We start from the raw sequence: 21,552 nt of genomic DNA, 5'->3' as shown, positions 1-21,552 counted from the left end.
GGTGGCCTCTGGTCGCCCGCGCCGCAGTCTTTGCGCCTCACATCCGATCGGAGAATCCGTGACCGCCTCGCTCTCGATCACCGCCAGCAGCGTCGACCCGGGCCTGCTCGCCCTTCCCTGGTCGACGACCCTCGCCGACTGGTCGACGCCCGACATCGTCTACCTGCCCAAGGGCATCTCGCGCCACCTCGTGCGCTTCGCGAACCTGTCCGGACGGGTCGTGGCGATCAAGGAGACGACGGCGGCGATGGCCCGGCGCGAGTACGAGATGCTCGGCTCGCTGCAGCGCCTCGACGTGCCCTGCGTCGAGCGGGTGGCGGTCATCGACGGGCGTCGCGACGCGGACGGCGAGGAACTGCCCGCGGCCCTCGTGACGGCACACCTGAAGTTCTCCCTCCCCTATCGCGCCCTGTTCACCCAGGTGCTGCGCCCCGACACGGCGACCCGTCTCGTGGACGCCCTCGCGGTGCTGCTCGTGCGCCTGCACAACGTCGGCTTCTTCTGGGGCGACGTCTCGCTGTCGAACACGCTGTTCCGCCGCGACGCCGGCGCCTTCGCCGCGTACCTCGTCGACGCCGAGACGGGCGAACTGCACGAGCGCGGCCTCACGCGCGGTCAGCGGATGCACGATCTCGACATCGCACGCACGAACATCGCCGGCGAGATCATGGACCTCGAGGCCGGCGGCCGTCTTGAGGGCGGCGTGGACGCCATCGCGATCGCCGACGGCATCATGTCGTCGTACCACTCGCTGTGGGCGGCCCTCACCGACCAGGAGACGTTCTCGGCGAACGAGTCGTGGCGCATCACCGAGCGCGTCCAGAAGCTCAACTCGCTCGGGTTCGACATCGGCGAGATGTCGATCGACGCCGCCGCCGACGGCACGCGCGTCTCGATCCAGCCGAAGGTCGTCGACGCCGGCCACCACCAGCGTCGACTGCTCCGGCTGACGGGACTGGACGTCGAGGAGAACCAGGCCCGCCGTCTGCTCAACGACCTCGACGAGTTCAGCGCGCGCGTCTCACGCCTCGGGTCGAACGAGGAGATGGTCGCGCACGAGTGGCTCACCCGAGTGTTCGAGCCCGTCGTGCTCTCGGTGCCGTGGGACCTGCGCGCGAAGCTCGAGCCGGCCGAGCTGTTCCACCAGGTGCTCGAGCACCGCTGGTACCTCTCGCAGACGGAGGGGCGGTCGGTGCCCCTGGCCGAGGTGCTGTCGTCGTATGTCGAGAACGTGCTCCGTCACCGGCGCGACGAGGCGACCGTGATGGGTCCGCCGACCGAGACGATGTCGGTTCCGATCGTCACCGACTCCGTCCCGGTCGACGACGACGAGGCTGAGGTCGACTGGCGCGACCTCGTCTGACGAACGAGGCCGCGCCGCCGCTCAGTAGCCGACGGTGAAGCGCTCGCGGACGTGCTTCGGGTTCTCGATCTCGTCGACGACCGCGATGGCGAAGTCTGCACCCGAGATGAACGAGTCGCCGTTCTCGTCGGTGACGAGCACATCGCCGCCGTCGCGGTAGCGTCCCGTGCGCTCGCCCGGGTTGAACGACCCGAAGCCGCCCGCCGGGTGGATGAAGAACCAGTCGCGACCGCTTTCGTCGGCCTGCAGATCTTCGAGGATGCCGATGGCCTCGAGCGCCTCGTCCTTGAACTCCTCGGGGAAGCCACTGTCGATCAGGCGCGGACCGCCCGGGGCGACGAGGCTGCCGCCCGCACCGCCGACGACGCCGACGCGCACGTTCTCGGGAAGGCTTTCGACCAGCAACGCGGTGTTCGGGCGCACCTGCCCCTGCATGTCGCCGCGCGGGGCGACAGCCGAGACGACGACGTCCACGCCGTCGAGCTGGCCGACGAGGGCGGGCACGTCCAGCAGGGTGCCCTCGAGGTACGTCGCGCCCTCGATGCGCTCGGCGGGAACCTTGCGGGCGACGGAGACGACGGTGTGGCCGCGCGAGACGGCCTCCTCGACGATGTGGCTGCCGGCGTAGCCGGTTCCTCCGATGACGGCGATGCGTGCCATGACTTCTTCCTCCGTTGGGTGTCGTGCGCGGGCCCCGGCCCGCGGGTGTGGCCGATCAGCGAGCGGGCTGCGTGTGCCAGATGCGGTCGATGTAGTCGCGGATCGACCGATCCGACGAGAAGAAGCCTGTTCGAGCGACGTTCAGGATGGCCGAGCGGGTCCAGGCATCGCGGTCGGCGTACGCGGCATCCACCCGCTCCTGGGCTGCGATGTACGACGTGTAATCGGCCAGCACCATGAAGCGGTCGTCGTACATCAGGTTCGACACGACGGGCTCGAAGGTCGAGCGGTCGCCGTCCGAGAACGCACCGGATCCGATGAGATCCAGCGCCCGGCGCAGTTCATCGTCAGCCTGGGCGAACTCTCCCGGACGGTAGCCCGCGGCCCAGAGCTCCTCGACCTCGGGCTCGCTCATGCCGAACAGGAAGAAGTTGTCGTCACCGACGAGCTCGCGGATCTCCACGTTTGCGCCGTCATCGGTGCCGATGGTGAGCGCGCCGTTCAGGGCGAACTTCATGTTGCCCGTGCCCGAAGCCTCCTTGCCTGCGAGCGAGATCTGCTCGGACAGGTCGGCGGCAGGGATGACCCGCTCCGCGAGCGTGACGTTGTAGTTCGGCGGGAAGACGACCTTGAGGCGCCCCTCGAGGCGCGGGTCGTTGTTCACGACAGATCCGACGGCGTTGATGAGGTGGATGACCCGCTTGGCCATCGCGTAGCCGGGAGCTGCCTTGGCACCGAAGATGAAAGTGCGCGGCTGCAGGTCGGACGCCGCCACCCGGCCCGACACGACCCGCTCGTAGAGCGTGACGATGTGGAGCAGCTTGAGCGTCTGACGCTTGTACTCGTGCAGTCGCTTGACCATGACGTCGAGCAGGTGGTCGTCGGCGATCTCGAAGCCGTCGCGCTTCATCAGCACGTCGTTCAGGCGCCGCTTGTTCGCGGCCTTGACGCTGGCGAAGGCCGCACGGAAATCGGGATCCTCGGCGTACGACTCGAGTTCGCGCAGCCGCTCGAGGTCGGTGAGCCAGCCGGTGCCGAGCGCGGCGGTGATGAGCTCGGACAGGTCGGGGTTCGCCAGACGCATGAACCGTCGCGGGGTCACGCCGTTCGTGACGTTCGTGAACTTCTCGGGCATCATCTCGTCGAACTGGTGCAGCACCTTCTCGCGCAGCAGCTGCGAGTGGAGTTCGGCGACACCGTTGACCTTCGACCCGGCGACCGTCGCGAGGTAGGCCATGCGCACGGCCCGCTGCTCGGAGACGATGGACATGTCGCGCAGGCGCTGCTCGTCGTCGCCGAACCGCTCGCGCACGCGGAGCAGGAACTCGTCGTTGATGCGGTAGATGATCTCGAGGTGCCGCGGCAGCAGGCGACCGAGCAGATCGACCGACCAGACCTCGAGCGCCTCGGGCAGCAGGGTGTGACACGTGTAGGCGAAGCACTTCTGGGTGATGGCCCAGGCGGCATCCCAGTCGAGCTTCCGCTCGTCGACCAGCACGCGCATCATCTCGGGAACGGCGATGACGGGGTGGGTGTCGTTCAGCTGGAAGATCACGCGCTCAGGAAGATCCTCGAGATCGAAGTCTTCGGGCAGCACCTTCGTCATGTAGTCGGCGATGGATGCCGCGACGAAGAAGTACTGCTGCTGAAGGCGCAGCTCCTTGCCCTGCGGCGTGGAGTCCTCGGGGTACAGCACCTTCGAGATGTTCTCCGCGAACGTCTGCGCGCGCACCGCCTCGACGTAGTCGCCGCTGTTGAAGGTGCGCAGGTCGAAGGCCTTCGTGGCTTCGGCGCTCCACAGACGGAGGGTGTTCACCCGCCCGTTCTGGTAGCCGGGCACCATGTAGTTGTAGGGCACGGCGCGCACGCTCCAGGCCGGCACCCACCGGCTGCGGATGACGCCGTCGTCGTCGTAGGTCTCGGTGTGGCCGGCGAACGAGACGGTCTGCGCCGATTCGGGGTGACGGAACTCCCACGGCGAACCGAGCGCGAGCCAGGCATCCGGCTTCTCGATCTGCTCGCCGCCCCGGAAGACCTGGCGGAAGATGCCGTACTCGTATCGGATGCCGTACCCGATGCTCGGAACACTGAGGGTGGCGAGCGAGTCGACGAAGCATGCAGCGAGGCGCCCGAGGCCGCCGTTGCCGAGGCCCGGCTCGACCTCGTGAGCGCGCATCGTGTCGATGTCGATGCCGCATGCGGCCAGCGCCTCGGTCGCGATCTCGGTCAACCCCGAGGCGAGCAGGTTGTTGTCGAGCTGACGCCCGAGGAGATACTCCGCCGACAGGTAGCAGACGGCCTTGCGCTGGTCCTCGCGCTGACGCCGCTGGTCCTCGAGCCACCGCGCGACGAGATAGTCGCGCACGGTGGCAGCGAGTGCCATGTACGTGTCGGTCTCGGTCGCCGACGACAACGCGACACCGCGTTCCATGTTGAGGTTCAGCAGGAACTCGCGCACGAAACCGTCCACCGTCGCCGGAGGCGACGCCACCGGCGCAAGCGCCAGCGGGTGGGTCGCAGCGATCGTGCGGGAGCCGGAGGTCTTGTCGTTCTCGCTCACGGTTCGAAACTACCCGTTCGATCGGAATCGCGCCGGGTCGTCAGGCGTCGACCGAGCGGAATTTACAGGAAGGTCATCGCCCGGTCACAGCCCGACGACGCCCGCCGATCATTCCTGCGCGGCGCGGATCGTGGCGACCTGGTAGAGCGCGACGGATGCCGCGATACCGGCGTTGAGCGACTCGGTCGCCGACGAGATCGGGATCGAGACGACCTGGTCGCACGTCTCGGTCACCAGACGCGAGAGCCCCTTGCCCTCCGACCCGACGACGATGACGACCGGGCGGTCGGCGAGCTGCAGCGACGGCAGCTCGATGTCGCCGCCGCCATCGAGGCCGAGCACGAAGACGCCCTGCTTCTTGAACTCCTTGAGCGTGGTCGTCAGGTTCGGCGCGATGACGACCGGGATGCGCGCGGCCGCGCCGGCGCTGGTCTTCCACGCGGCCGAGTTGACGCCCGCCGAGCGGCGCTGGGGAACAATGACGCCCTGGCTGCCGAAGGCGGCGGCCGAGCGCATGATCGCGCCGAGGTTACGCGGGTCGGTGACACCGTCGAGCGCCACGAAGAGCGGGGTCTCCCCCGAGTCGATGACCTCTTCGAGCAGGTCCTGCGGGTGGCCGTACTCGTAGGGCGGCACCTTGATCGCGACGCCCTGGTGCACGCCGTCGAACCCGGCCATGCGGTCGAGCTCCTGGCGCGTGACCTCGAGCACCGGGATGCCGCGGTTCGTGGCGATCGACAGCATCTCCTTGACACGGTCGTCCATCTCGACGCGCTGGGCGATGTAGAAGGCCGTGGCGGGGATCTTGGCGCGCAGCGCCTCGAGCACGCTGTTGCGGCCGGTGACCGTCTCGGTGTCATCGCCCGACTTCGACTTCGGCGCCCGGTTCGCGCTGCCCTGGCGCTGCTGCGGCTTGCCACCGGCGGCGATGTAGCGCTCCTGAGCGGCCTTCCGCTTGCCTGCGGGGTGCCACGCGCGATCCTCGGCCTTCGGCGTCGGGCCGCGACCCTCGAGCGATCGACGGTTCTTGCCGCCGGTGCCCTTGGTGGGGCCCTTCTTCTTGCCGCGTCCGGCGGACGGGTTTCCTGGCTTAGCCACGGTTCACACTCCAATGGGTCCCCTCGGGACCGTCTTCGAGGACGATGCCGGCCGCCGCGATCGCGTCGCGGATACGGTCGGCTGTCGTCCAGTCCTTGGTCGCGCGCGCTTCAGCGCGCTGGTCGATCATGGTGCGCACGAGCGCGTCGAGAGCGACGGTCTCGGCGTCGTCGCCGCGCGGCTCATCGGCGGCATCGAGCCCCAGCACGGCGAGCATCGCCGACACGGCTCCAACCGCGGCGGAGACCGCGTCGTGGTCGCCCTCGTCGAGCGCGGTGTTGCCCGCCCGGACGGTCTCGTGCAGCACGGCGAGCGCCTGCGGGACGGCCAGGTCGTCGTCCATCGCGGATGCGAAGGCGACGGGCACGTCCTCATCCCGACCGGCCGATCCCCCGGGCAGCACGCGAGCGGCGCGCTGCAGGAACGAACGGATGCGGCCGAGCGCGGCCTCGGCCTCGTCGAAGCTCGCCGGCGTCAGGTCGAGGCTCGACCGGTAGTGGGCGGCGCCGAGCGCATACCGGACGACACGGGGGTCGCGCTCGCGCAGCACGTCGTCGGCGAGCAGGAAATTGCCGAGCGACTTCGACATCTTCTGGTCGCCGACGGTGACGAGGCCGTTGTGCACCCAGTAGCGCGCGAAGGCGTCACCCGCCGCCGTCGACTGGGCGAGCTCGTTCTCGTGGTGCGGGAAGCGCAGGTCGAGTCCGCCGCCGTGGATGTCGAACTCGCCGCCGAGGTAGCGCCGGCTCATCGCCGAGCACTCGATGTGCCACCCGGGACGGCCGTGCCCCCAGGGGGAGCTCCAGGCGGCATCCGACGGCTCCTCCGGCTTGGCACCCTTCCACAGGGCGAAGTCGCGCGGATCGCGCTTGCCCCGGGGGTCGGCGTCGGCCGCGGCCTCCATCGCGTCGAGCGACTGGCGGGTCAACGAGCCGTACTCGGGCCACGACCGCACATCGAAGTACACGTCTCCCGAGCCGTCGGGGGCCGCGTAGGCGTGGCCACGCTCGATGAGGGTCTCGATGAGCTCGATCATCTGCGGAACGGATGCCGTGGCGCGCGGCTCATAGGTCGGCGCCAGCACACCCACGGCCGCGTAGGCACGGGTGAACTCGAGCTCGATCCGGTACGCGAGCGCCCACCACGGCTCGGCATCCGTCGCGTTGGCGAGGATCTTGTCGTCGATGTCGGTGACGTTGCGGACGAACGTCACCCGTCCGTGCCGGTACTCGAGCCAGCGGCGGAGGATGTCGAAGCCGACCGCCGCGCGGACATGACCGATGTGCGGACCGGACTGCACCGTCGGACCGCAGACGTAGACCGTGACGTTCGACGGGTCGCGCGGCGCGAAATCGCGCAGCGCCTGCGCGCGGGTGTCGTAGAGGCGAACGGTCACTGCACCAGCCTACCGGCGGGGCGCCGCGCCGCCGTGGCATGAGCGTGCCCCGAGACGCGGTAGAACTGGAGGGTGCTGCCCGTGATCGCCGTCCTCGTCGCAGCGGTGCTGTTCGGCACGACCGGCACCGCGCAGGCACTCGGCCCCGACGACACGACGCCGCTCGGTGTCGGAGCGGCCCGCCTCATCGTCGGGGGCACGGCGCTCGCGGCCGTCGGCCTGTCGATCGGTGCCCGCCGACAGCGCGCTCGCATCGCGCGCGACGGCATCCGCCCGGTCGGAGGTCCGCGCGCTGTCGCCCTCATGGCGCTGACCGGACTGTGCCTCGCGCTCTATCAGCCGCTGTTCTTCCTCGGCACGGCGCGCAACGGTGTCGCCGTGGGGACGGTCATCGCGCTCGGATCCGCCCCGGTGCTCGCGGGACTGCTGGAGTGGGCCCTCACACGGCGGCGGCCGACGTCGTCGTGGATGACCGCGACGGCGCTGGCCACGGCCGGAGTCGCCCTGCTCGCCGTCGCGGGCGGCGGCTCGGCAGGGGCCGACGGTCTCGGCGTCCTGGGGTCGCTGGGGGCGGGTGCCTCGTTCGCGATCATCGCCAATGCGCAGCGGCGGCTGATCTCCGGCGGATGGGACGCTTTCACCGTCTCGGGTGCGATGGGCGCCGGCGCAGCCGTGTGCGGCGCCGCGATGCTGCCGTTGACCGACATGCGGTGGCTCACCGAGCCGCGCGGCTGGGTCATGGCGCTCTGGCTGGGCGTGGCGACGGTCGCGCTGGCGTACGCGCTGTTCACGTGGGGGCTCGGCGGCTTGAGCGCGGCGACCGCAGCCACCCTCACCCTCGCCGAGCCGCTGACAGCGAGCCTGCTCGGCGTCATCCTGCTGGGTGAGCGCCTCGCTCCGCTGGCGCTCGTGGGACTCGCCGTGCTCGCCGCCGGCCTCGTGCTGCTGGCCGTCACCTCGCGCTCCCGCCGCAACCCCGCCCCGACACCCGTGGAGGCCTGACATGGCGGGATCCGTCACGATCGTCCGAGACGACCTCACCGGCGCCGCGACCCGCGGTCTGCTCGCCGCCCACCTCGCGGGCATGCTCGCCAACACGCCGGTCGAGAGCGTGCACGCCCTCGACCTGACCGCGCTGCAGCATCCGTCCGTCCGGGTGTACTCGGCCTGGGTCGGAGACGAGATCGCCGCTGTCGGCGCGTACAGGGCTTTCGACGGCGACCGCGCGGAGATCAAGTCCATGCGCGTCGCCGACGGGTTCCTCGGGCGCGGCTTGGGGCGCGCGATGCTGCAGCACCTCGAGCGGGAGGCCCGGGATGCCGGCATCCGCTCGCTCTGGCTCGAGACCGGCTCCGGCCCCGACTTCGTCGCCGCGCGGAGTCTGTACGAGAGCGCCGGCTTCTCGTACTGCCCGCCGTTCGGCGACTACTCCCCCGACCCGCTGTCGGTGTTCATGACGCGCGACCTCGAGGCAGCGCCCCGCTGAGCCTCAGCGGGTGCGGTAGACGAGGGCGACCGCGGTAGCGGAGACCCCTTCGCCGGCGCCGGTGAACCCGAGCCCGTCGGTCGTCGTGGCCGCGACGGAGACCGGCGCGCCGAGCGCCTGCGTCAGCAGCGCCTCGGCCTCGGCGCGGCGCGGCGCGAACCGCGGCCGGTTGGCCTGCACCTGCACCGAGACGTTTCCGATCGCGTAGCCGGCCTCGGCCACGAGCTCGCGCACGCGCCGCAGGAAGACGATGCCCGCGGCCCCCGCGTACTCGGGACGGTCGACCCCGAAATGGGTGCCGATGTCACCCAGGCCGGCGGCCGCGAGCACCGCGTCGACGATGGCGTGAGCGACCGCGTCGCCGTCCGAGTGGCCGCGAAGCCCGGGTTCGCCGGGCCATTCCAGTCCCGCCAGGCGCAGCGCCCCCTCGCCGCCGAACGCGTGGACGTCGGTGCCGATGCCGACCAGCGGGATCACGGATGCCGACGCCGCAGTGGGCCGCAGCAGGTGACGCGCCCGGTCGAGGTCGGCGGGCGTGGTGATCTTGAACGACAGGTCATCGCCCGCGACGGTGTGCACGGGGTGACCGGCGGCCGCGAACAGCGCGGTGTCGTCGGTGAACTCCTCGGCCGCCGTGGCGTACGCGGATTCGAGGAGTGCCCGAGGAAAGCCCTGAGGCGTCTGCGCTGCGGCCAGCGGAGCGCGATCGACAGCCTCGTCGACCGCAGCACCGGTCACGCGTTTGAGCGTGTCGACGACGGGGCGCACCGGCACGACTCCGGCGCCCGAGCGATCCACCTCGGCGATCACCCGTTCGAACACGTCCGGCGGGGTCAGCGCACGGGCGGCGTCGTGGACGAGGACGGTCTCGACGTCGGCCCACAGGGCCGCGAGTCCCGCGGCGACCGACTGCTGCCGCGTCTGGCCCCCGACGACGACCGAGACGAGGTCGGAGCGATCGCCGAATGCCGCCTCAGCCTCGGTGCGGGCGTCGCCCTCGCGTCCGGCGGGCGCCACGATCACGACCTGAGCGGTCGGTGCCGCGGCGACGCCGTCGAGGGCGTGCCTCAGGATCGAGAGCTCGTCGATCCCGACGAACGCCTTCGGAGCCCCGGCCGAGAGCCGTGTTCCGGAACCGGCCGCGACGACGATGACCGCGACGCGCGGAACGGGGATGATGCCCACGGCAGCGGATGCCGAGACGGACTCAGGAGGCGAGGACCTCGTCGAGGACGCCCGAAGCGTGGTCCTCGTCGGCCTTGAGCGCCAGCGCGATCTCGGACACGAGGATCTGGCGCGCCTTCGCGAGCATGCGCTTCTCGCCAGCGGACAGGCCGCGGTCCTGATCGCGACGCCACAGGTCGCGCACGACTTCGCTCACCTTGATGACGTCGCCCGAGGCGAGCTTCTCGAGGTTGGCCTTGTACCGACGCGACCAGTTGGTCGGCTCTTCGGTGAAAGGGGCACGCAGGACGTCGAACACGCGCTCGAGTCCGTCCTTGCCGATGACGTCGCGAACGCCGACCAGGTCGACGTTGTCAGCCGGGACCTCGATGATGAGGTCTCCCTGGGTGACGTTGAGCTTCAGGTATTTCTTCGTCTCGCCCTTGATGATCCGGTCCTTGACCTCGATGATCGTGGCTGCCCCGTGGTGGGGGTAGACGACGGTTTCGCCAACCTCAAAAAGCATGGAGTTATATCCCTTCGGCAACATCCAGGATAACACAGGGGGCATACAGTAAGGTTTGCCGCCGCTTATACCCCGCGGCATCCGAGGGGTGTCGGCACGTCGGCCCCGTCACCCTTAGACTTCTGAAGACGCCCGTCTGCCTGCCTGGAGGATCCGTGAAACTGCGAATCGTCGCTTCGATTGCCGTGGGCGCCGCCCTGACCCTGGGGGCCACCGGCTGCAGCATGATCTCGCCGCAGGCGACGACCATCGACTTCTCCGCCTCGGACGGCGTGAACATCCCGCCCTCCGGCCCGCTCGACGTCCGCAACGCGATGGTCATCGCCGACGAATCCGGCACCGCGGGCAACTTCCTCGCCGCCATCGTCAACCCCACCGACGAGGACCACACGCTCATCTTCGGCTTCGGCGAGACCACGACCACGCTGAAGGTGCCGGCGCGCGACAGCATCAGCCTGGGCGTCGACGGCAACAAGCCGATCCTGCTCGAGGACATCGACACCATGCCCGGCGCGACCCTGCCGATGTCGTTCCAGTCGGGAGACGCCGAGGGCGTGCGCATCGACGTGCCCGTCCTCGACGGCACGCTCCCCTACTACACGGAGTACGTGCCGCTCGAGGCGACGACCCCGTCGGCGACCCCCACTCCGTCCGCCACCCCCACCCCGTCGGCGACTCCGACCCCGTGACGGCCCGACGCATCTGACGCGAACGAGGGGCCCGGCGACGATCGCCGGGCCCCTCATCACGTCTTCGTGGCTTCCTCCTCGCCGCGAGCGAGCTCAGCCCTCGAAGCGATAGCCGAGACCGCGCACGGTGAGCAGCATCGACGGCCGGCCCGGGTCGGTCTCGATGCGGGAGCGGATGCGCTTGATGTGCACATCGAGGGTCTTCGTGTCGCCGAAGTAGTCGCTCCCCCACACGCGGTCGATGAGCTGACCGCGTGTCATCACCCGGCCTGCGTTACGCATCAGGACCTCGAGCAGCTCGAACTCCTTCAGCGGCATGTTGATCTCGCCGCCGTCGACGGCCACCGTGTGTCGGTCGAGATCGATCGTCACACGGCCACCGGCGAGCACGCGCTCGTCGACGTCGACCTCGGCCGTCGCGGCCCGCCGCAGAACCGCCCTCATGCGAGCGAGCAGCTCGCGCGACGAGTACGGCTTGGTGACGTAGTCGTCGGCGCCGAGCTCGAGCCCGACCACGATGTCGACTTCGGAGTCCTTGGCGGTCAGCATGATGATGGGCGTCTTCGACGTCGTCCGGATGATGCGGCACACCTCGGTTCCCGGCATCCCGGGAAGCATCAGGTCGAGCAGCACGATGTCGGCCCCGCGCGACTCGAACGCCTCGAGGGCGGCGGGTCCGTCCTCGGCGATCTCGACCTCAAAGCCCTCCCGTCGCAGCAGGTACGCCAGCGGGTCGGCGAGGTCGGGCTCATCCTCCACGAGCAGGACACGAGTCATGATGGGTCTCCCTTGGGCCGGGCGGGCATCGCCCGGACGATCTTCTTCCTGGTCTTCCTCGGCGCCGCGGCCGCACCATCGGGGGCGGCGATCGCGGGCAGGCGGATCGTGAACGTCGAGCCGCGTCCCGGACGGGACCACAGCTGGACCTCGCCACCGTGGCGCTGCACGGCGTGCTTGACGATCGAGAGCCCCAGGCCGGTGCCGCCCGTACGGCGCGAGCGGGCGTAGTCGGCGCGATAGAACCGCTCGAATACGCGCTGCTGCTCGCTCTCCGGGATGCCGATGCCGCGATCGGTCACGGCGATCTCGACGGTGTCACCCGTGCCGCGGATGCCGACGCCGACCTGACTGGCGGGCGGCGAGTACACGATGGCGTTCGCGATGAGGTTCCCCACCGCCTCGCTCAGCACCTGCACGTCGCCGCGCACGTACAGCCCGCGATCCCCTCCGCGCACGAGGGCGACGCCCGCCGACTCGGCGGCGATCGCGTGCGTCTCGATCGCCGACGTGACGACCTCGTCGATCGCGACGTCGCGCAGCTCCGTCAGCTCGTCGGAGGACTGCAGACGCGACAGGCTCATGATGCGCGAGGTCAGGTTGCCGAGCCGCATGGCCTCGGCACTCAGCCGGCTGGCGAACGAGCGCACCTGTTCCGGGTCGTCGGCGGCGGACTCGATCGCCTCGGCGAGCAGAGTGACCGCCCCGACCGGGGTCTTCAGCTCGTGACTCGTGTTCGCCACGAAGTCGCGCCGCATCTCCGCGAGCCGTTCGCGCTCGGTGATATCGCGCACGAGCACGAGGGTGAACCGCGGGGTGATACTGCTCGCGCGCGCGACGATCAGTCGCGGCTCCGCCGGAGCCACCCCGCGGCGCAGCCGCAGCGTGCCCGTCTCGGAATGCGCCACGCCGCGCGAAGAGCGCAGCAGCTCACGCAGCTCGTCACCCGGAACCGTCTCGCCCTCGAACAGGCCGAACAACTCGGCGGACGGCGACGTCGCGACAATGGTGAACGACGCATCAACGATGAGCGCGGCCTCATCGAGGGCGGCCAGCACGTCGCGCGCGCCGGCCGGGAGATCGCCGTCGGCCTGCTCCTGCGCCTGCACGCGGGCGCGCCAGGCCAGGAAGGCCACAGCGCTGATGAGAAGGCCGACGAACACGCCCCCGAGAAGGGCGACCAGCGCGAGCTGCGTCGGATTCATTCCTCCAGATTAGGACGAGGCGCGGGGCCCGCCCATCGCGTCTCGGCCGTTCCTTCTCGGACTCGGGTCTATGTTCATCGGCTCGGCACCGTTCGTTAACCTTGTCGAGCGACAATCGCGTCGCCGTGAGTACGGCGTCGTGCTGTCTCCGCAAGAAGGAAAGGTGCTCCGATGCGCGAAGTCTTCCACCAGTCCCTCGAGGACGTCCAGGCCCGCCTGGTCGAGATCTCCGAGCTGGTGACCGTCGCGATCGAGAAGGCCACGCGTGCATTCGGCACGAGCGACATCACCCTCGCCGAAGAAGTCATCGATGCGGACGCCGTCATCGACGACAAGGCCATCGCGATCGACGAGCTGGCCATCGAGATCCTCGCCCGCCAGCAGCCGGTTGCACGCGACCTGCGCATCGTGGTCTCGGCACTGCGCACCAGCGCGTCGCTCGAGCGGATGGGTGACATCGCCGAGCACATCGCGCAGCTCACCCGCATGCGCTTCCCCGAGCGCGCCATCCCGAAGGGCCTGAAGGGCACCTTCACCAAGATGGGCGAGATCGACGTCGAGGTCGCGCGCACCCTCACCGAGCTGCTTCGCTCGGAAGACCTCGCTCTGGTCGAGACGCTGCGCGCTCTCGACGACCGGCTCGACGACCTCCACCTGAGCGTGTTCGAGAAGGTCCTCAGCGAGAACTGGCAGGGCGAGGCGGCCGCCACCGTCGACGCGACGCTGGCCAGCCGGTACCACGAGCGCTTCGCCGATCACGCCGTCACGGTCGGCAAGCGCGTGGCCTACCTCGCGACGGGCGAATGGCGCCCCGACACCGAGACGATCAACGTCATCGTGAACGACGGCGGTCTCTGACCGGCATCCGGTCGATGACGAAGGGGCGGTGCCGATCGGCACCGCCCCTTCGTACGTCTCGTGCTTACGCCTTGCCCTGGTTGGCCACGGCGGCAGCACCGGCCGCAGCCGCCTCGGGGTCGAGGTACTCACCCGGGCCGAGCGGCTTGAGGTTCTCGTCGAGCTTGTAGACCAGCGGGATGCCCGTGGGGATGTTCAGCTCCGCGATGTCGTCGTCGCTGATGCCCTCGAGCTGCTTGACGAGAGCACGCAGCGAGTTGCCGTGAGCGGTCACGAGCACGGTCTTGCCCGCGCGCAGGTCTTCGGCGATGTCGGACTCCCAGTACGGCAGCAGACGGTCGATGACGAGCTTGAGCGACTCGGTGCGAGGCACCTCGCCGTCGATGTCGGCGTAGCGCGGGTCGTTCACCTGGCTGTACTGGTCGTCGTCGGCGAGGGGCGGCGGCGGCACGTCGAACGAACGACGCCACAGCATGAACTGCTCGTTTCCGAACTCCGCGAGGGTCTGCGCCTTGTCCTTGCCCTGCAGCGCACCGTAGTGACGCTCGTTCAGGCGCCACGAGCGCTTGACCGGAATCCACAGGCGGTCGGCCGCGTCGAGAGCGATCTGAGCGGTCTGGATGGCACGGCTGAGGACCGACGTGTAGAGGACGTCGGGCAGCAGGCCCGCCTCGGCGAGCAGCTCACCGCCGCGCTGGGCCTCGGCCTTGCCCTGGTCGGTCAGTCGGACGTCGACCCAGCCGGTGAACTGGTTGGACTTGTTCCACTCGCTCTGCCCGTGGCGGAGGAGGATCAGCGTGTACGGCGCACTCATGCTTCGAGTCTACCGAGCCGGGGCCTGCGATCATGGGGGCATGGCCCCGGGACATATCGGGCAGGCCACCCGTGGTACCACCAACACGAACCGCCTGCGTCGCGTCGATCGCTGGATCGCGCGGCATCCCGTGCTGCGCCGATGCGCCGACCCCCTGGTCATCGACCTCGGCTACGGTGCGAGCGGCGTGACGGCGCTCGAGCTGGAGGCACGGCTGAGGCCCGCCCGCCGGGACGTCGAGGTCCTCGGGCTCGAGATCGACCCCGACCGCGTCGCTCGAGCGCGCTCCCAGCTCGTCGACGTCCGCGCTGGACGCACGCCCTTCGCGCCGGATGCCCGCGTCGGGTTCGCGAGGGGCGGGTTCGAGGTGCCCGTCCCGGGTGGACGCAGACCCGCGATCATCCGCGCGTTCAACGTGCTGCGTCAGTACGACGAGTCGGATGTCGCCGATGCGTGGTCCCGGATGGCGTCGCGCCTCGCACCCGACGGAATGCTCGTCGAGGGGACGTGCGACGAGATCGGCCGCGTGAGCACCTGGGTCGAGGTGGGCCCGGATGCCGCGCCCCGCAGCCTCACGATCTCGCTCCGACTCGCGGGGCTCGACTCGCCCGCGATCGCGGCCGAACGCCTGCCGAAGGCGCTCATCCACCGCAACGTCGCCGGCGAACGGGTGCACGCGCTGCTGTCGTCACTCGACGACGAGTGGCAGCGGGCCGCGCCGGCATCCGCTTTCGGGCCGGTCCAGCGCTGGCGCGCCGCTCTCGGGGCGATGTCCGAGCGCGGGCTCGACCTCGGCGACCGCGCTCGGTGGCGGCTGGGCGAGTTCACGGTGCCGTGGAGCGCCGTCGCGCCCCGCTGACGCTCGCGGGGCGCGCCGTGCGCGGAGTCAGCGCCCGGGTCGGAGCAGTGGTGTCAGGCGTCGTCGTTCCAGTCCGCGGCGTCCCGTCGCGCTGCGGCACGGCGCGCGACCGCGACCGCCGCCTCGTAGCCGTCGTCGGGGTTCGAGACGAGGTGATCCGTCGCAAGCGCGTGCAACCGGACGTTCCATTCCGCCGAGGCCGCCGCGGCGTCGATCGCGTCGCGTCCCGACTCGCCGAGGGTCACGAACGCCCGACTGAGGCTCTGCTGGAGGTCGTCGGGGCCCAGGCCGAAGTGGGCGGCCAGCTCGGACGCGAGGGCGCCGCGCTCGGCCTCGGGCGCGAGGCCCGCTGCCGTCCGCCAGGCGGTGCGGGCGACGTCGGTGTTCGCGTCGTGAAGCAGTTCCCGCGTGATCGCGGGCCACGCCCGCGGGTCGCGGATCTTCGAGAGCGTGTGGAGCGCCTGGGCCCGTGCCCTCGGCAGCGGCGACCCGAGCTCGGGGATCACCCGGTCGAGGGTCGCCTCGCGGTCCTGTCGGGTGAGGGCCCAGGTCAGCGTCTCGCGCACGGTGAAGTCGGGTTCGTGCGCGCACTGCTCGACGAGCACCGGCACGTACTCGGGACGCGGGTAGGTTCCCGCCGCCATGGCGCTGCGGACCCGCTCGGATCCGTTCGGCGACCCGAGCGCACGGCGCAGGAGATCAGCGGCCGTCGGTGTGTCGTCGTCGGTCGCGGTGCTGTCGTTGCTCATGATGGCTCCTCCTCCCCTATCGAACACTCTCGGCGGCCCTCGGGGGCGGATCCGACTGATGTCGCAACGGCGTCTCAGGCCGGAGTCTCCGATCGGCGGCTGCGGCGCGCGGCTTGCCGCGCCCGTCCGCGACCGCGATCGGCGAGGAAGACCGCGAGATCGTCGACGACGGTCTCGATGAGCGGAGCCCGCGGTCCGTCCGCGTCCCATCCCGCGTACAGCTGTGCTGCGAGGCATCCGTCGGCCCCGACGATCGGGACCGTCACCGTGCCCGGGGCCGGGTCGTCCGTCAGCACGGCGACCCCGCGCCCGGCGGCCACGAGCGCGCGCGCGATCGCCGGCTGCCGCACCGTGATGGGGTCGTCGTAGGCGAGGCCGGCCCGACCGACCTCGTGGTCGAGGGCACGTCGCGCCGCGCTGTTGGGCGTCAGCAGCACGAGCGGATGCCGCACGAGCTCGTCGACGCCGACCTCGGCGCGCCGCGCGAGGTCGTGCTCGCGCGGCACGTGAGCCCACACCCGCGCGGCGGACAGTCGGCGCCCACGCCACCCCGGCCGCGGCGTCGTTGTCGAGATCCCAAGATCGGCGCCTCGCGTGGCGGCCAGGTCGAACACGCGGAACGGGTCTGCGTCATCGCAATCGAGCACCGGCGCGTCCGCTCCGCGTGCGACGAGGTAGGGGGCGATCGCCGACGTGATGGTCGCCGACGGCGCGATGACGTGCAGGATGGCCCGGGTCTGCCCGCTCTCCTGCTTGGTCCGTCCGACGACGTTCTCGGCGAGCGCGAGCAGGTCGGTTACGCGATCGTAAAATCTCGCACCGGCCGGCGTCGGGCGGACCGGCCCATTCCCTCGGACCAGCAGCCGGACGCCGAGCTCATCCTCGAGCCGCTGGATCTGCCGTGACATCGCCGGCTGCGTGATACTGCGGCGACGCGCCCCCGCCGAGATCGAGCCTTCCTCGACGACGGCGGCGAAAGACGCGAAAGCGAACAGGTCTGCCATGCATCGAGAACATACCTCAATGCCCGAATATCATTCGACAACATGGCGGACTCTCGGGAGCATGGCCGGACGGCGCTGCTGCGTCGAGACGAGAGGACCCGACCCCATGACCGTTTCCGCCCCCGCGCTCCACGATGAGCGCAAAGCCCGCCGCGCCGCCTTCGGCTCGTTCGTCGGCACCTCGATCGAGTGGTACGACTTCTACCTGTTCGGAACCGCAGCCGCTCTCGTGCTGCCGACGGTGTTCTTCCCCGGCGCGGATCCGGCCATCGGACTGCTGGCCTCGTTCGCGACCTTCTGGGCGGGTTTCCTCGCGCGGCCCCTCGGCGGACTCTTCTTCGGCCACATCGGCGACCGTCTCGGACGCAAGAACACGCTCGTCGTCACGCTCATGATCATGGGGGTCGCGACCTTCCTCATCGGGCTCCTCCCCGGGGCCGATGCCTGGGGCATGGCCGCCCCGATCCTGCTCATCGTGCTGCGGGCCGCGCAAGGGTTCGCGGTCGGCGGCGAGTGGGGCGGAGCCGTCCTGATGGCCTCGGAGAGCGCGCAGAAGGGGCGGGGCGTGCGGTCGGCGATGTGGGTGCAACAGGGTTCACCGGTCGGCAGCATCCTCGCCACCGTCGCGTTCCTGCTCGTGGGGCTGCTCGATCAGGAGGCCTTCGTCTCGTGGGGCTGGCGGGTGCCCTTCCTCGCCTCGGCCGTGCTCGTCGCCGTCGGGCTGCTCATCCGCCTCAAGGTCGAGGAGTCGCCCGAGTTCGAGGCGGCTGCGTCGGATGCGGATGTGCCCCGCATTCCGATCAGCGAGCTGCTGCGCCATCACTGGGGCACCCTGCTGGTCGGCGTGCTCGCGTGCGGCCTCGGCATCGGCGGCGCCTATTTCACCTCGACGTTCATGCTCTCGTACACGACGACCCAGCTGGGCGTCGACCGTCAGACGATGCTGATGATCCTGCTCGGCACGGTCTTCGTGCAGTTCGCCTGGCAGCCGATCGCGGCGCGCATCGCCGAGCGCGTCGGGACGGCTCGGTTCATGGTGGTCAGCCTCGTCGCGGCGATCGCCATCGCCTTCCCGGCCTTCCTCGTCATCTCCTCGGGCGAACCGCTCGGCATCTTCCTGGTTCTCGCGGCGGTCATGATCCCGACCTCTGGCTACTACGCCGTTCTGGCCGGCTTCCTCGCCCAGGCGTTCCCCGTGCGCATCCGCTACACGGGCATCTCGGCCGCGTACCAGCTGTGTGCCACTCTCATCGGTGGCACGACTCCCCTGCTCGCCCAGCTCGCGCTGAACATCGGCGGCGGGAGCTGGGTCGGGATCGCGGTCTTCTACGTCATCCTCATCGGCATCACCCTCATCGGTGTCGTGGGCGTGACGGTCCGCAGCGGCTTCTCGGCCGCCGCGGAGAAGCGCGAGCGCGAGGTGTCCGCATGAGGCTCGACGCGATCATCGAGAACGGGCGCATCCGCACCGGCGACGCCGAGCGCCCGATGGTCTCGCGGATCGGGGTCTTCGCGGGGCGGATCGTCGGGGTCGATGAGGAGATCGACGGCGCCACCGCAGACCGCATGCTCGACCTCGGAGGGGCGCCCGCGGTGCCCGGCTTCCACGACGCGCACCTGCACTTCAGCCTGCACGGACAGAAGCTGCTGCGACTCGACCTGTCGCACACGGCACAACCCGACCTCGACGCCGTCTACGCGGCGATCGCGACGGTCGTGGCCGCCGCTGCTCCCGGGGCGTGGGTGCTCGGGCGCGGACACGACCAGAACAAGCTCGGCCGCCACCCGTACCTGAAAGATCTCGATCGCATCGCGCCCGACAACCCCGTCTACCTCGAACACACCTCGGGACATATGGGCGTCGCCAACAGCGCCGCCTTCCGGGCCATGGGCCTCGACCCCGCCGCACTGCCGCACCACATCGACGGCGGGCACGTCTCGCGCGACGCCGACGGCCATCCCGACGGCCTGCTTCAAGAGCGGGCGCAGGAACTCGTCACCGGCGGCTTCCTGCCGGTGACGCTCGAAACCCACCGAGAGGGCTCCCGGCTGGCCTCGGCCGATCTCCTGCGATACGGCATCACCACCGTGACCGAGCCCGGCATCGGGGCACCGGGGCAGATCGGGCAGAGCCCCGTCGAGCTGCGCGCCTACCAGGAGGGCATCGAAGCCGGCGACATCCGCCTTCGCCTCAATGCCATGCCCTACATCCGCGTCATGCACGACCTCGGCGCGATCGGCGGCGGCGAGAGCGGATGGGGCCTCGACCTGGGGGCGCGCACCGGCCTGGGCGACGACCGGCTGCGCATCTCCGGGACCAAGGTGCTCAGCGATGGTTCGCTCATCGGACGGACCGCGGCCATGTGCTGCGACTTCAGCGACGACCCGGGCAACCGCGGGTTCCTCGTGTGGGAGGAACCGCAGCTGCACGAGATGATCCGCGACGCGCACCGCAACGGATGGCAGATCGCGACTCATGCCATCGGCGACCGGGCGCTCGATGCGCTGATGGATGCCGTCGACGCCGCGCAGCGGGAGTTTCCGCGCCATGACCCGCGCCACCGCATCGAGCACTGCGGGGTCTCGCGGCCCGATCAGATCGACCGGGTCGTGGCTCTCGGCCTCATCCCGAGCCCGCAGGGTCGGTTCGTCTCGGAAACCGGCGACGGCCTGCTCGCGGCGGTCGGCCCCGAGCGGGCCGACATGGTCTACCGCATGCGGACCTGGCTCGACCGCGGTGTCGTGCTGCCCGGCTCGACGGACGCCCCGATCGTGCACCCCGACCCGATCGCGAGCATCCACGACATGGTCAACCGCCGCACCGCGGCCGGCGTGCCGCTGGCGCCCGCCGAAGCGGTATCCCCCGCACAGGCGCTACGGGCCTATACCTACGGTTCCGCCTACGCCGCGCGCGAAGAGCATGTCAAGGGCACCATTCGCCGCGGGATGCTCGCCGACCTCGCGGTGCTCAGCGACGACCTGCTCGAGGTCGACCCCACGCGTATCTCGTCGATACAGGTGGGCGCGACGATTGTCGGAGGCGAACTCGTGCACGACCGCGGCGCCGTCGTGTCGTGATGGTGCCGCAGCTGCGGTGACGCCCGGCCGGATCAGCCGCCGATGTCGAGGGCGACCTTGATCCAGCCGGGCTCGCGGCGGTCGAAGGCCTCGTACGCGTCGATGACCCCGGCGAGCGTCTCGTGGGCGGTGATGAGGGCCGTGGGGTCAAAGACCCCGGCGGCGACCATGTCGATGAGCGGAGGCGTGACGCTGTGGTGGTCGCAGTTGCCCATCCGGACGGTGAGGTTCTTGTTCATGGCCTGCCCGATCGGATAGACCTCGGCCAGCGGCGAGTACACCCCGATGATCCCGATGCGCCCGTACTTCGCGACCATCTCGACCGCCCACCGAGACGCCTGCGACGGCGCATCGCCCGGTCGCCAGAGATCACCCTGAGGCGCGATGTCGGGCGCGACCTGCGCGACCTCCTCATCGAATCCCGCCGCGGTGTCGTCATCCGGGGCTGCCGGACCGCGAGCCGGACGCTCGGCGTCCACCCCCACGGCGTCGATGACGCAGTCGGCGCCGATGTCGTTCGTCAGCTCCATGACAGCGGCCACGGGGTCGTCGTCGTTGAAGTCGACCACTTCGGCTCCCAGAGTGCGCGCCTGCTCGAGGCGATCCGCGACGCCGTCGACGACGATGACGCGTCCGGCGCCCTGCTTGAAGGCCGAGACGACCGAGAACTGCCCGACGATCCCCGCTCCGAGCACGACGACGACGTCACCGCGGGAGACCCCCGCGAGCTGCGCGCCGAACCACGCCGTCGGGAAGATGTCCGAGAGCAGGATCGCCTGATCGTCCGAGACCGCGTCCGGCAGCTTCGTCATCGTGTTCTGAGCCCAGGGGATGCGGGCGTACTCGGCCTGCAGGCCGTCGACAGGTCCCGTCGCCTCAGGGCCGCCGAAGAACGAGGTGCCGGCGTGCGGCCCGTTCGGGTTGGCGACGTCGCATTGGGCCGTGTGCCCGTCGCGGCAATAGCGGCACGCGCCGCACGACATCGTCGAGTTGATCACGACGCGGTCGCCGGGCTGGAAGCCGCGAACGTGTTCGCCGACCTCGGTCACGACGCCGACGGCCTCGTGTCCGAGGATGGTGCCGTCCCTCATTCCCGACATCGTGCCGCGAATGAAGTGGAGGTCCGTGCCGCAGATCGCACTGCGGGTGATACGGACGATCGCATCGTGCCCGTCCTCGATCCGAGGCTCGTCGACCTCGTCGAGCCTGATGTCGCCGATGCCGTGCCAGACCACTGCCTTCATGCTCGCTCCTCACTCCAGGGGA

Annotated in this window: 19 protein-coding genes and 1 pseudogene; 8 read left to right on the top strand and 12 right to left on the bottom strand. The window is 70.2% G+C overall.

Annotated features, from left to right (window positions below):
* Window positions 1–58 precede the first annotated feature (58 nt).
* Window positions 59–1,363 (top strand): DUF4032 domain-containing protein, encoded by a 1,305-nt coding sequence (locus C3481_RS11420; RefSeq protein WP_023954849.1) that lies wholly within the window; start codon window positions 59–61, stop codon window positions 1,361–1,363.
* Between the two features lie 21 nt (window positions 1,364–1,384).
* Here C3481_RS11420 and C3481_RS11415 read toward each other — a convergent pair whose 3' ends face one another.
* The 4 genes from C3481_RS11415 to cysS all read right to left on the bottom strand — a co-directional run bounded on the left by C3481_RS11415 (window position 1,385) and on the right by cysS (window position 7,077).
* Window positions 1,385–2,023 carry an NAD(P)-dependent oxidoreductase gene (locus C3481_RS11415; RefSeq protein ID WP_023954851.1) on the bottom strand — a complete coding sequence of 213 codons (639 nt, stop codon included), beginning with the start codon at window positions 2,021–2,023 and terminating at the stop codon, window positions 1,385–1,387.
* Window positions 2,024–2,078: 55 nt separating this feature from the next.
* Window positions 2,079–4,547, bottom strand: coding sequence for a glycogen/starch/alpha-glucan phosphorylase (locus C3481_RS11410; protein WP_064955097.1), 2,469 nt, complete (start codon window positions 4,545–4,547; stop codon window positions 2,079–2,081).
* Window positions 4,548–4,691: 144 nt separating this feature from the next.
* A complete protein-coding gene (gene rlmB, locus C3481_RS11405) occupies window positions 4,692–5,681 on the bottom strand; it encodes a 23S rRNA (guanosine(2251)-2'-O)-methyltransferase RlmB (RefSeq protein WP_023954855.1) in 990 nt (329 codons plus the stop codon).
* Window positions 5,674–7,077 carry a cysteine--tRNA ligase gene (cysS, locus tag C3481_RS11400; protein WP_103842385.1) on the bottom strand — a complete coding sequence of 468 codons (1,404 nt, stop codon included), beginning with the start codon at window positions 7,075–7,077 and terminating at the stop codon, window positions 5,674–5,676. The genes rlmB and cysS overlap by 8 nt, the downstream gene beginning before the upstream one ends.
* Window positions 7,078–7,149: 72 nt before the next feature.
* On the opposite strand from cysS, the gene C3481_RS11395 reads away from it, so the two are divergent.
* A complete protein-coding gene (locus tag C3481_RS11395; protein WP_023954859.1) occupies window positions 7,150–8,079 on the top strand; it encodes a DMT family transporter in 930 nt (309 codons plus the stop codon).
* Between the two features lies 1 nt (window position 8,080).
* Window positions 8,081–8,563: a GNAT family N-acetyltransferase gene (locus tag C3481_RS11390; protein WP_023954861.1), complete on the top strand. Its 483-nt coding sequence runs from the start codon at window positions 8,081–8,083 to the stop codon at window positions 8,561–8,563.
* 3 nt (window positions 8,564–8,566) lie between these two features.
* On the opposite strand, the gene ispD is transcribed toward C3481_RS11390, so the two are convergent.
* The gene (gene ispD / locus C3481_RS11385; protein WP_103842383.1) at window positions 8,567–9,748 is read right to left on the bottom strand and encodes a 2-C-methyl-D-erythritol 4-phosphate cytidylyltransferase; all 1,182 of its coding nucleotides are present in this window, start codon (window positions 9,746–9,748) and stop codon (window positions 8,567–8,569) included.
* Between the two features lie 22 nt (window positions 9,749–9,770).
* A complete protein-coding gene (locus C3481_RS11380; RefSeq protein WP_023954865.1) occupies window positions 9,771–10,253 on the bottom strand; it encodes a CarD family transcriptional regulator in 483 nt (160 codons plus the stop codon).
* Between the two features lie 155 nt (window positions 10,254–10,408).
* On the opposite strand from C3481_RS11380, the gene C3481_RS11375 reads away from it, so the two are divergent.
* Window positions 10,409–10,942: a hypothetical protein gene (locus tag C3481_RS11375; protein ID WP_064955010.1), complete on the top strand. Its 534-nt coding sequence runs from the start codon at window positions 10,409–10,411 to the stop codon at window positions 10,940–10,942.
* A 93-nt stretch (window positions 10,943–11,035) separates the two neighbouring features.
* Here C3481_RS11375 and C3481_RS11370 read toward each other — a convergent pair whose 3' ends face one another.
* Both C3481_RS11370 and C3481_RS11365 read right to left on the bottom strand, forming a co-directional pair.
* Complete coding sequence (locus tag C3481_RS11370; RefSeq protein WP_064955011.1) at window positions 11,036–11,719, bottom strand: response regulator transcription factor; 684 nt, start codon at window positions 11,717–11,719, stop codon at window positions 11,036–11,038.
* A complete protein-coding gene (locus C3481_RS11365; RefSeq protein ID WP_023954871.1) occupies window positions 11,716–12,924 on the bottom strand; it encodes a cell wall metabolism sensor histidine kinase WalK in 1,209 nt (402 codons plus the stop codon). The genes C3481_RS11370 and C3481_RS11365 overlap by 4 nt, the downstream gene beginning before the upstream one ends.
* A 171-nt stretch (window positions 12,925–13,095) precedes the next feature.
* Here C3481_RS11365 and phoU point away from each other — a divergent pair, with 171 nt between their 5' ends.
* A complete protein-coding gene (phoU, locus tag C3481_RS11360; RefSeq protein ID WP_023954873.1) occupies window positions 13,096–13,782 on the top strand; it encodes a phosphate signaling complex protein PhoU in 687 nt (228 codons plus the stop codon).
* 64 nt (window positions 13,783–13,846) lie between these two features.
* Here phoU and C3481_RS11355 read toward each other — a convergent pair whose 3' ends face one another.
* The gene (locus C3481_RS11355) at window positions 13,847–14,596 is read right to left on the bottom strand and encodes a phosphoglyceromutase (protein ID WP_023954875.1); all 750 of its coding nucleotides are present in this window, start codon (window positions 14,594–14,596) and stop codon (window positions 13,847–13,849) included.
* A 40-nt stretch (window positions 14,597–14,636) separates the two neighbouring features.
* Here C3481_RS11355 and C3481_RS11350 point away from each other — a divergent pair, with 40 nt between their 5' ends.
* Complete coding sequence (locus C3481_RS11350; protein WP_036305870.1) at window positions 14,637–15,455, top strand: class I SAM-dependent methyltransferase; 819 nt, start codon at window positions 14,637–14,639, stop codon at window positions 15,453–15,455.
* Window positions 15,456–15,508: 53 nt separating this feature from the next.
* On the opposite strand, the gene C3481_RS11345 is transcribed toward C3481_RS11350, so the two are convergent.
* Together C3481_RS11345 and C3481_RS11340 are read right to left on the bottom strand one after the other, a co-directional pair.
* Window positions 15,509–16,204, bottom strand: coding sequence for a HEAT repeat domain-containing protein (locus tag C3481_RS11345; protein ID WP_023954879.1), 696 nt, complete (start codon window positions 16,202–16,204; stop codon window positions 15,509–15,511).
* Window positions 16,205–16,278: 74 nt separating this feature from the next.
* The gene (locus tag C3481_RS11340) at window positions 16,279–17,208 is read right to left on the bottom strand and encodes a LysR family transcriptional regulator (protein WP_103842381.1); all 930 of its coding nucleotides are present in this window, start codon (window positions 17,206–17,208) and stop codon (window positions 16,279–16,281) included.
* On the opposite strand from C3481_RS11340, the pseudogene C3481_RS11335 reads away from it, so the two are divergent.
* Window positions 17,207–18,340 (top strand): annotated as a pseudogene (locus C3481_RS11335) (MFS transporter); the annotation flags it as partial. The gene C3481_RS11340 and the pseudogene C3481_RS11335 overlap by 2 nt on opposite strands.
* A gap of 296 nt (window positions 18,341–18,636) precedes the next feature.
* Window positions 18,637–20,286, top strand: coding sequence for an amidohydrolase (locus tag C3481_RS11330; protein ID WP_103842377.1), 1,650 nt, complete (start codon window positions 18,637–18,639; stop codon window positions 20,284–20,286).
* Between the two features lie 32 nt (window positions 20,287–20,318).
* On the opposite strand, the gene C3481_RS11325 is transcribed toward C3481_RS11330, so the two are convergent.
* The gene (locus C3481_RS11325) at window positions 20,319–21,530 is read right to left on the bottom strand and encodes an alcohol dehydrogenase catalytic domain-containing protein (protein WP_023954885.1); all 1,212 of its coding nucleotides are present in this window, start codon (window positions 21,528–21,530) and stop codon (window positions 20,319–20,321) included.
* Between the last annotated feature and the right edge of the window lie 22 nt (window positions 21,531–21,552).

The sequence above is a fragment of the Microbacterium sp. Ru50 genome (assembly GCF_002920555.1).
Classification (GTDB): Bacteria; Actinomycetota; Actinomycetes; order Actinomycetales; family Microbacteriaceae; genus Microbacterium; species Microbacterium arborescens.
This window is presented reverse-complemented; position numbering and strand designations above follow the sequence as displayed.

Coding starts and splice junctions, on each gene's coding strand:
- C3481_RS11390 (WP_023954861.1), top strand. CDS start 8,081: ATGGCGGGATCCGTCACGATCGTCCGAGACGACCTCACCGGCGCCGCG.
- C3481_RS11325 (WP_023954885.1), bottom strand. CDS start 21,530: ATGAAGGCAGTGGTCTGGCACGGCATCGGCGACATCAGGCTCGACGAG.
- phoU (WP_023954873.1), top strand. CDS start 13,096: ATGCGCGAAGTCTTCCACCAGTCCCTCGAGGACGTCCAGGCCCGCCTG.
- C3481_RS11330 (WP_103842377.1), top strand. CDS start 18,637: ATGAGGCTCGACGCGATCATCGAGAACGGGCGCATCCGCACCGGCGAC.
- C3481_RS11380 (WP_023954865.1), bottom strand. CDS start 10,253: ATGCTTTTTGAGGTTGGCGAAACCGTCGTCTACCCCCACCACGGGGCA.
- C3481_RS11415 (WP_023954851.1), bottom strand. CDS start 2,023: ATGGCACGCATCGCCGTCATCGGAGGAACCGGCTACGCCGGCAGCCAC.
- C3481_RS11350 (WP_036305870.1), top strand. CDS start 14,637: ATGGCCCCGGGACATATCGGGCAGGCCACCCGTGGTACCACCAACACG.
- C3481_RS11340 (WP_103842381.1), bottom strand. CDS start 17,208: ATGGCAGACCTGTTCGCTTTCGCGTCTTTCGCCGCCGTCGTCGAGGAA.
- C3481_RS11355 (WP_023954875.1), bottom strand. CDS start 14,596: ATGAGTGCGCCGTACACGCTGATCCTCCTCCGCCACGGGCAGAGCGAG.
- C3481_RS11365 (WP_023954871.1), bottom strand. CDS start 12,924: ATGAATCCGACGCAGCTCGCGCTGGTCGCCCTTCTCGGGGGCGTGTTC.
- C3481_RS11345 (WP_023954879.1), bottom strand. CDS start 16,204: ATGAGCAACGACAGCACCGCGACCGACGACGACACACCGACGGCCGCT.
- C3481_RS11370 (WP_064955011.1), bottom strand. CDS start 11,719: ATGACTCGTGTCCTGCTCGTGGAGGATGAGCCCGACCTCGCCGACCCG.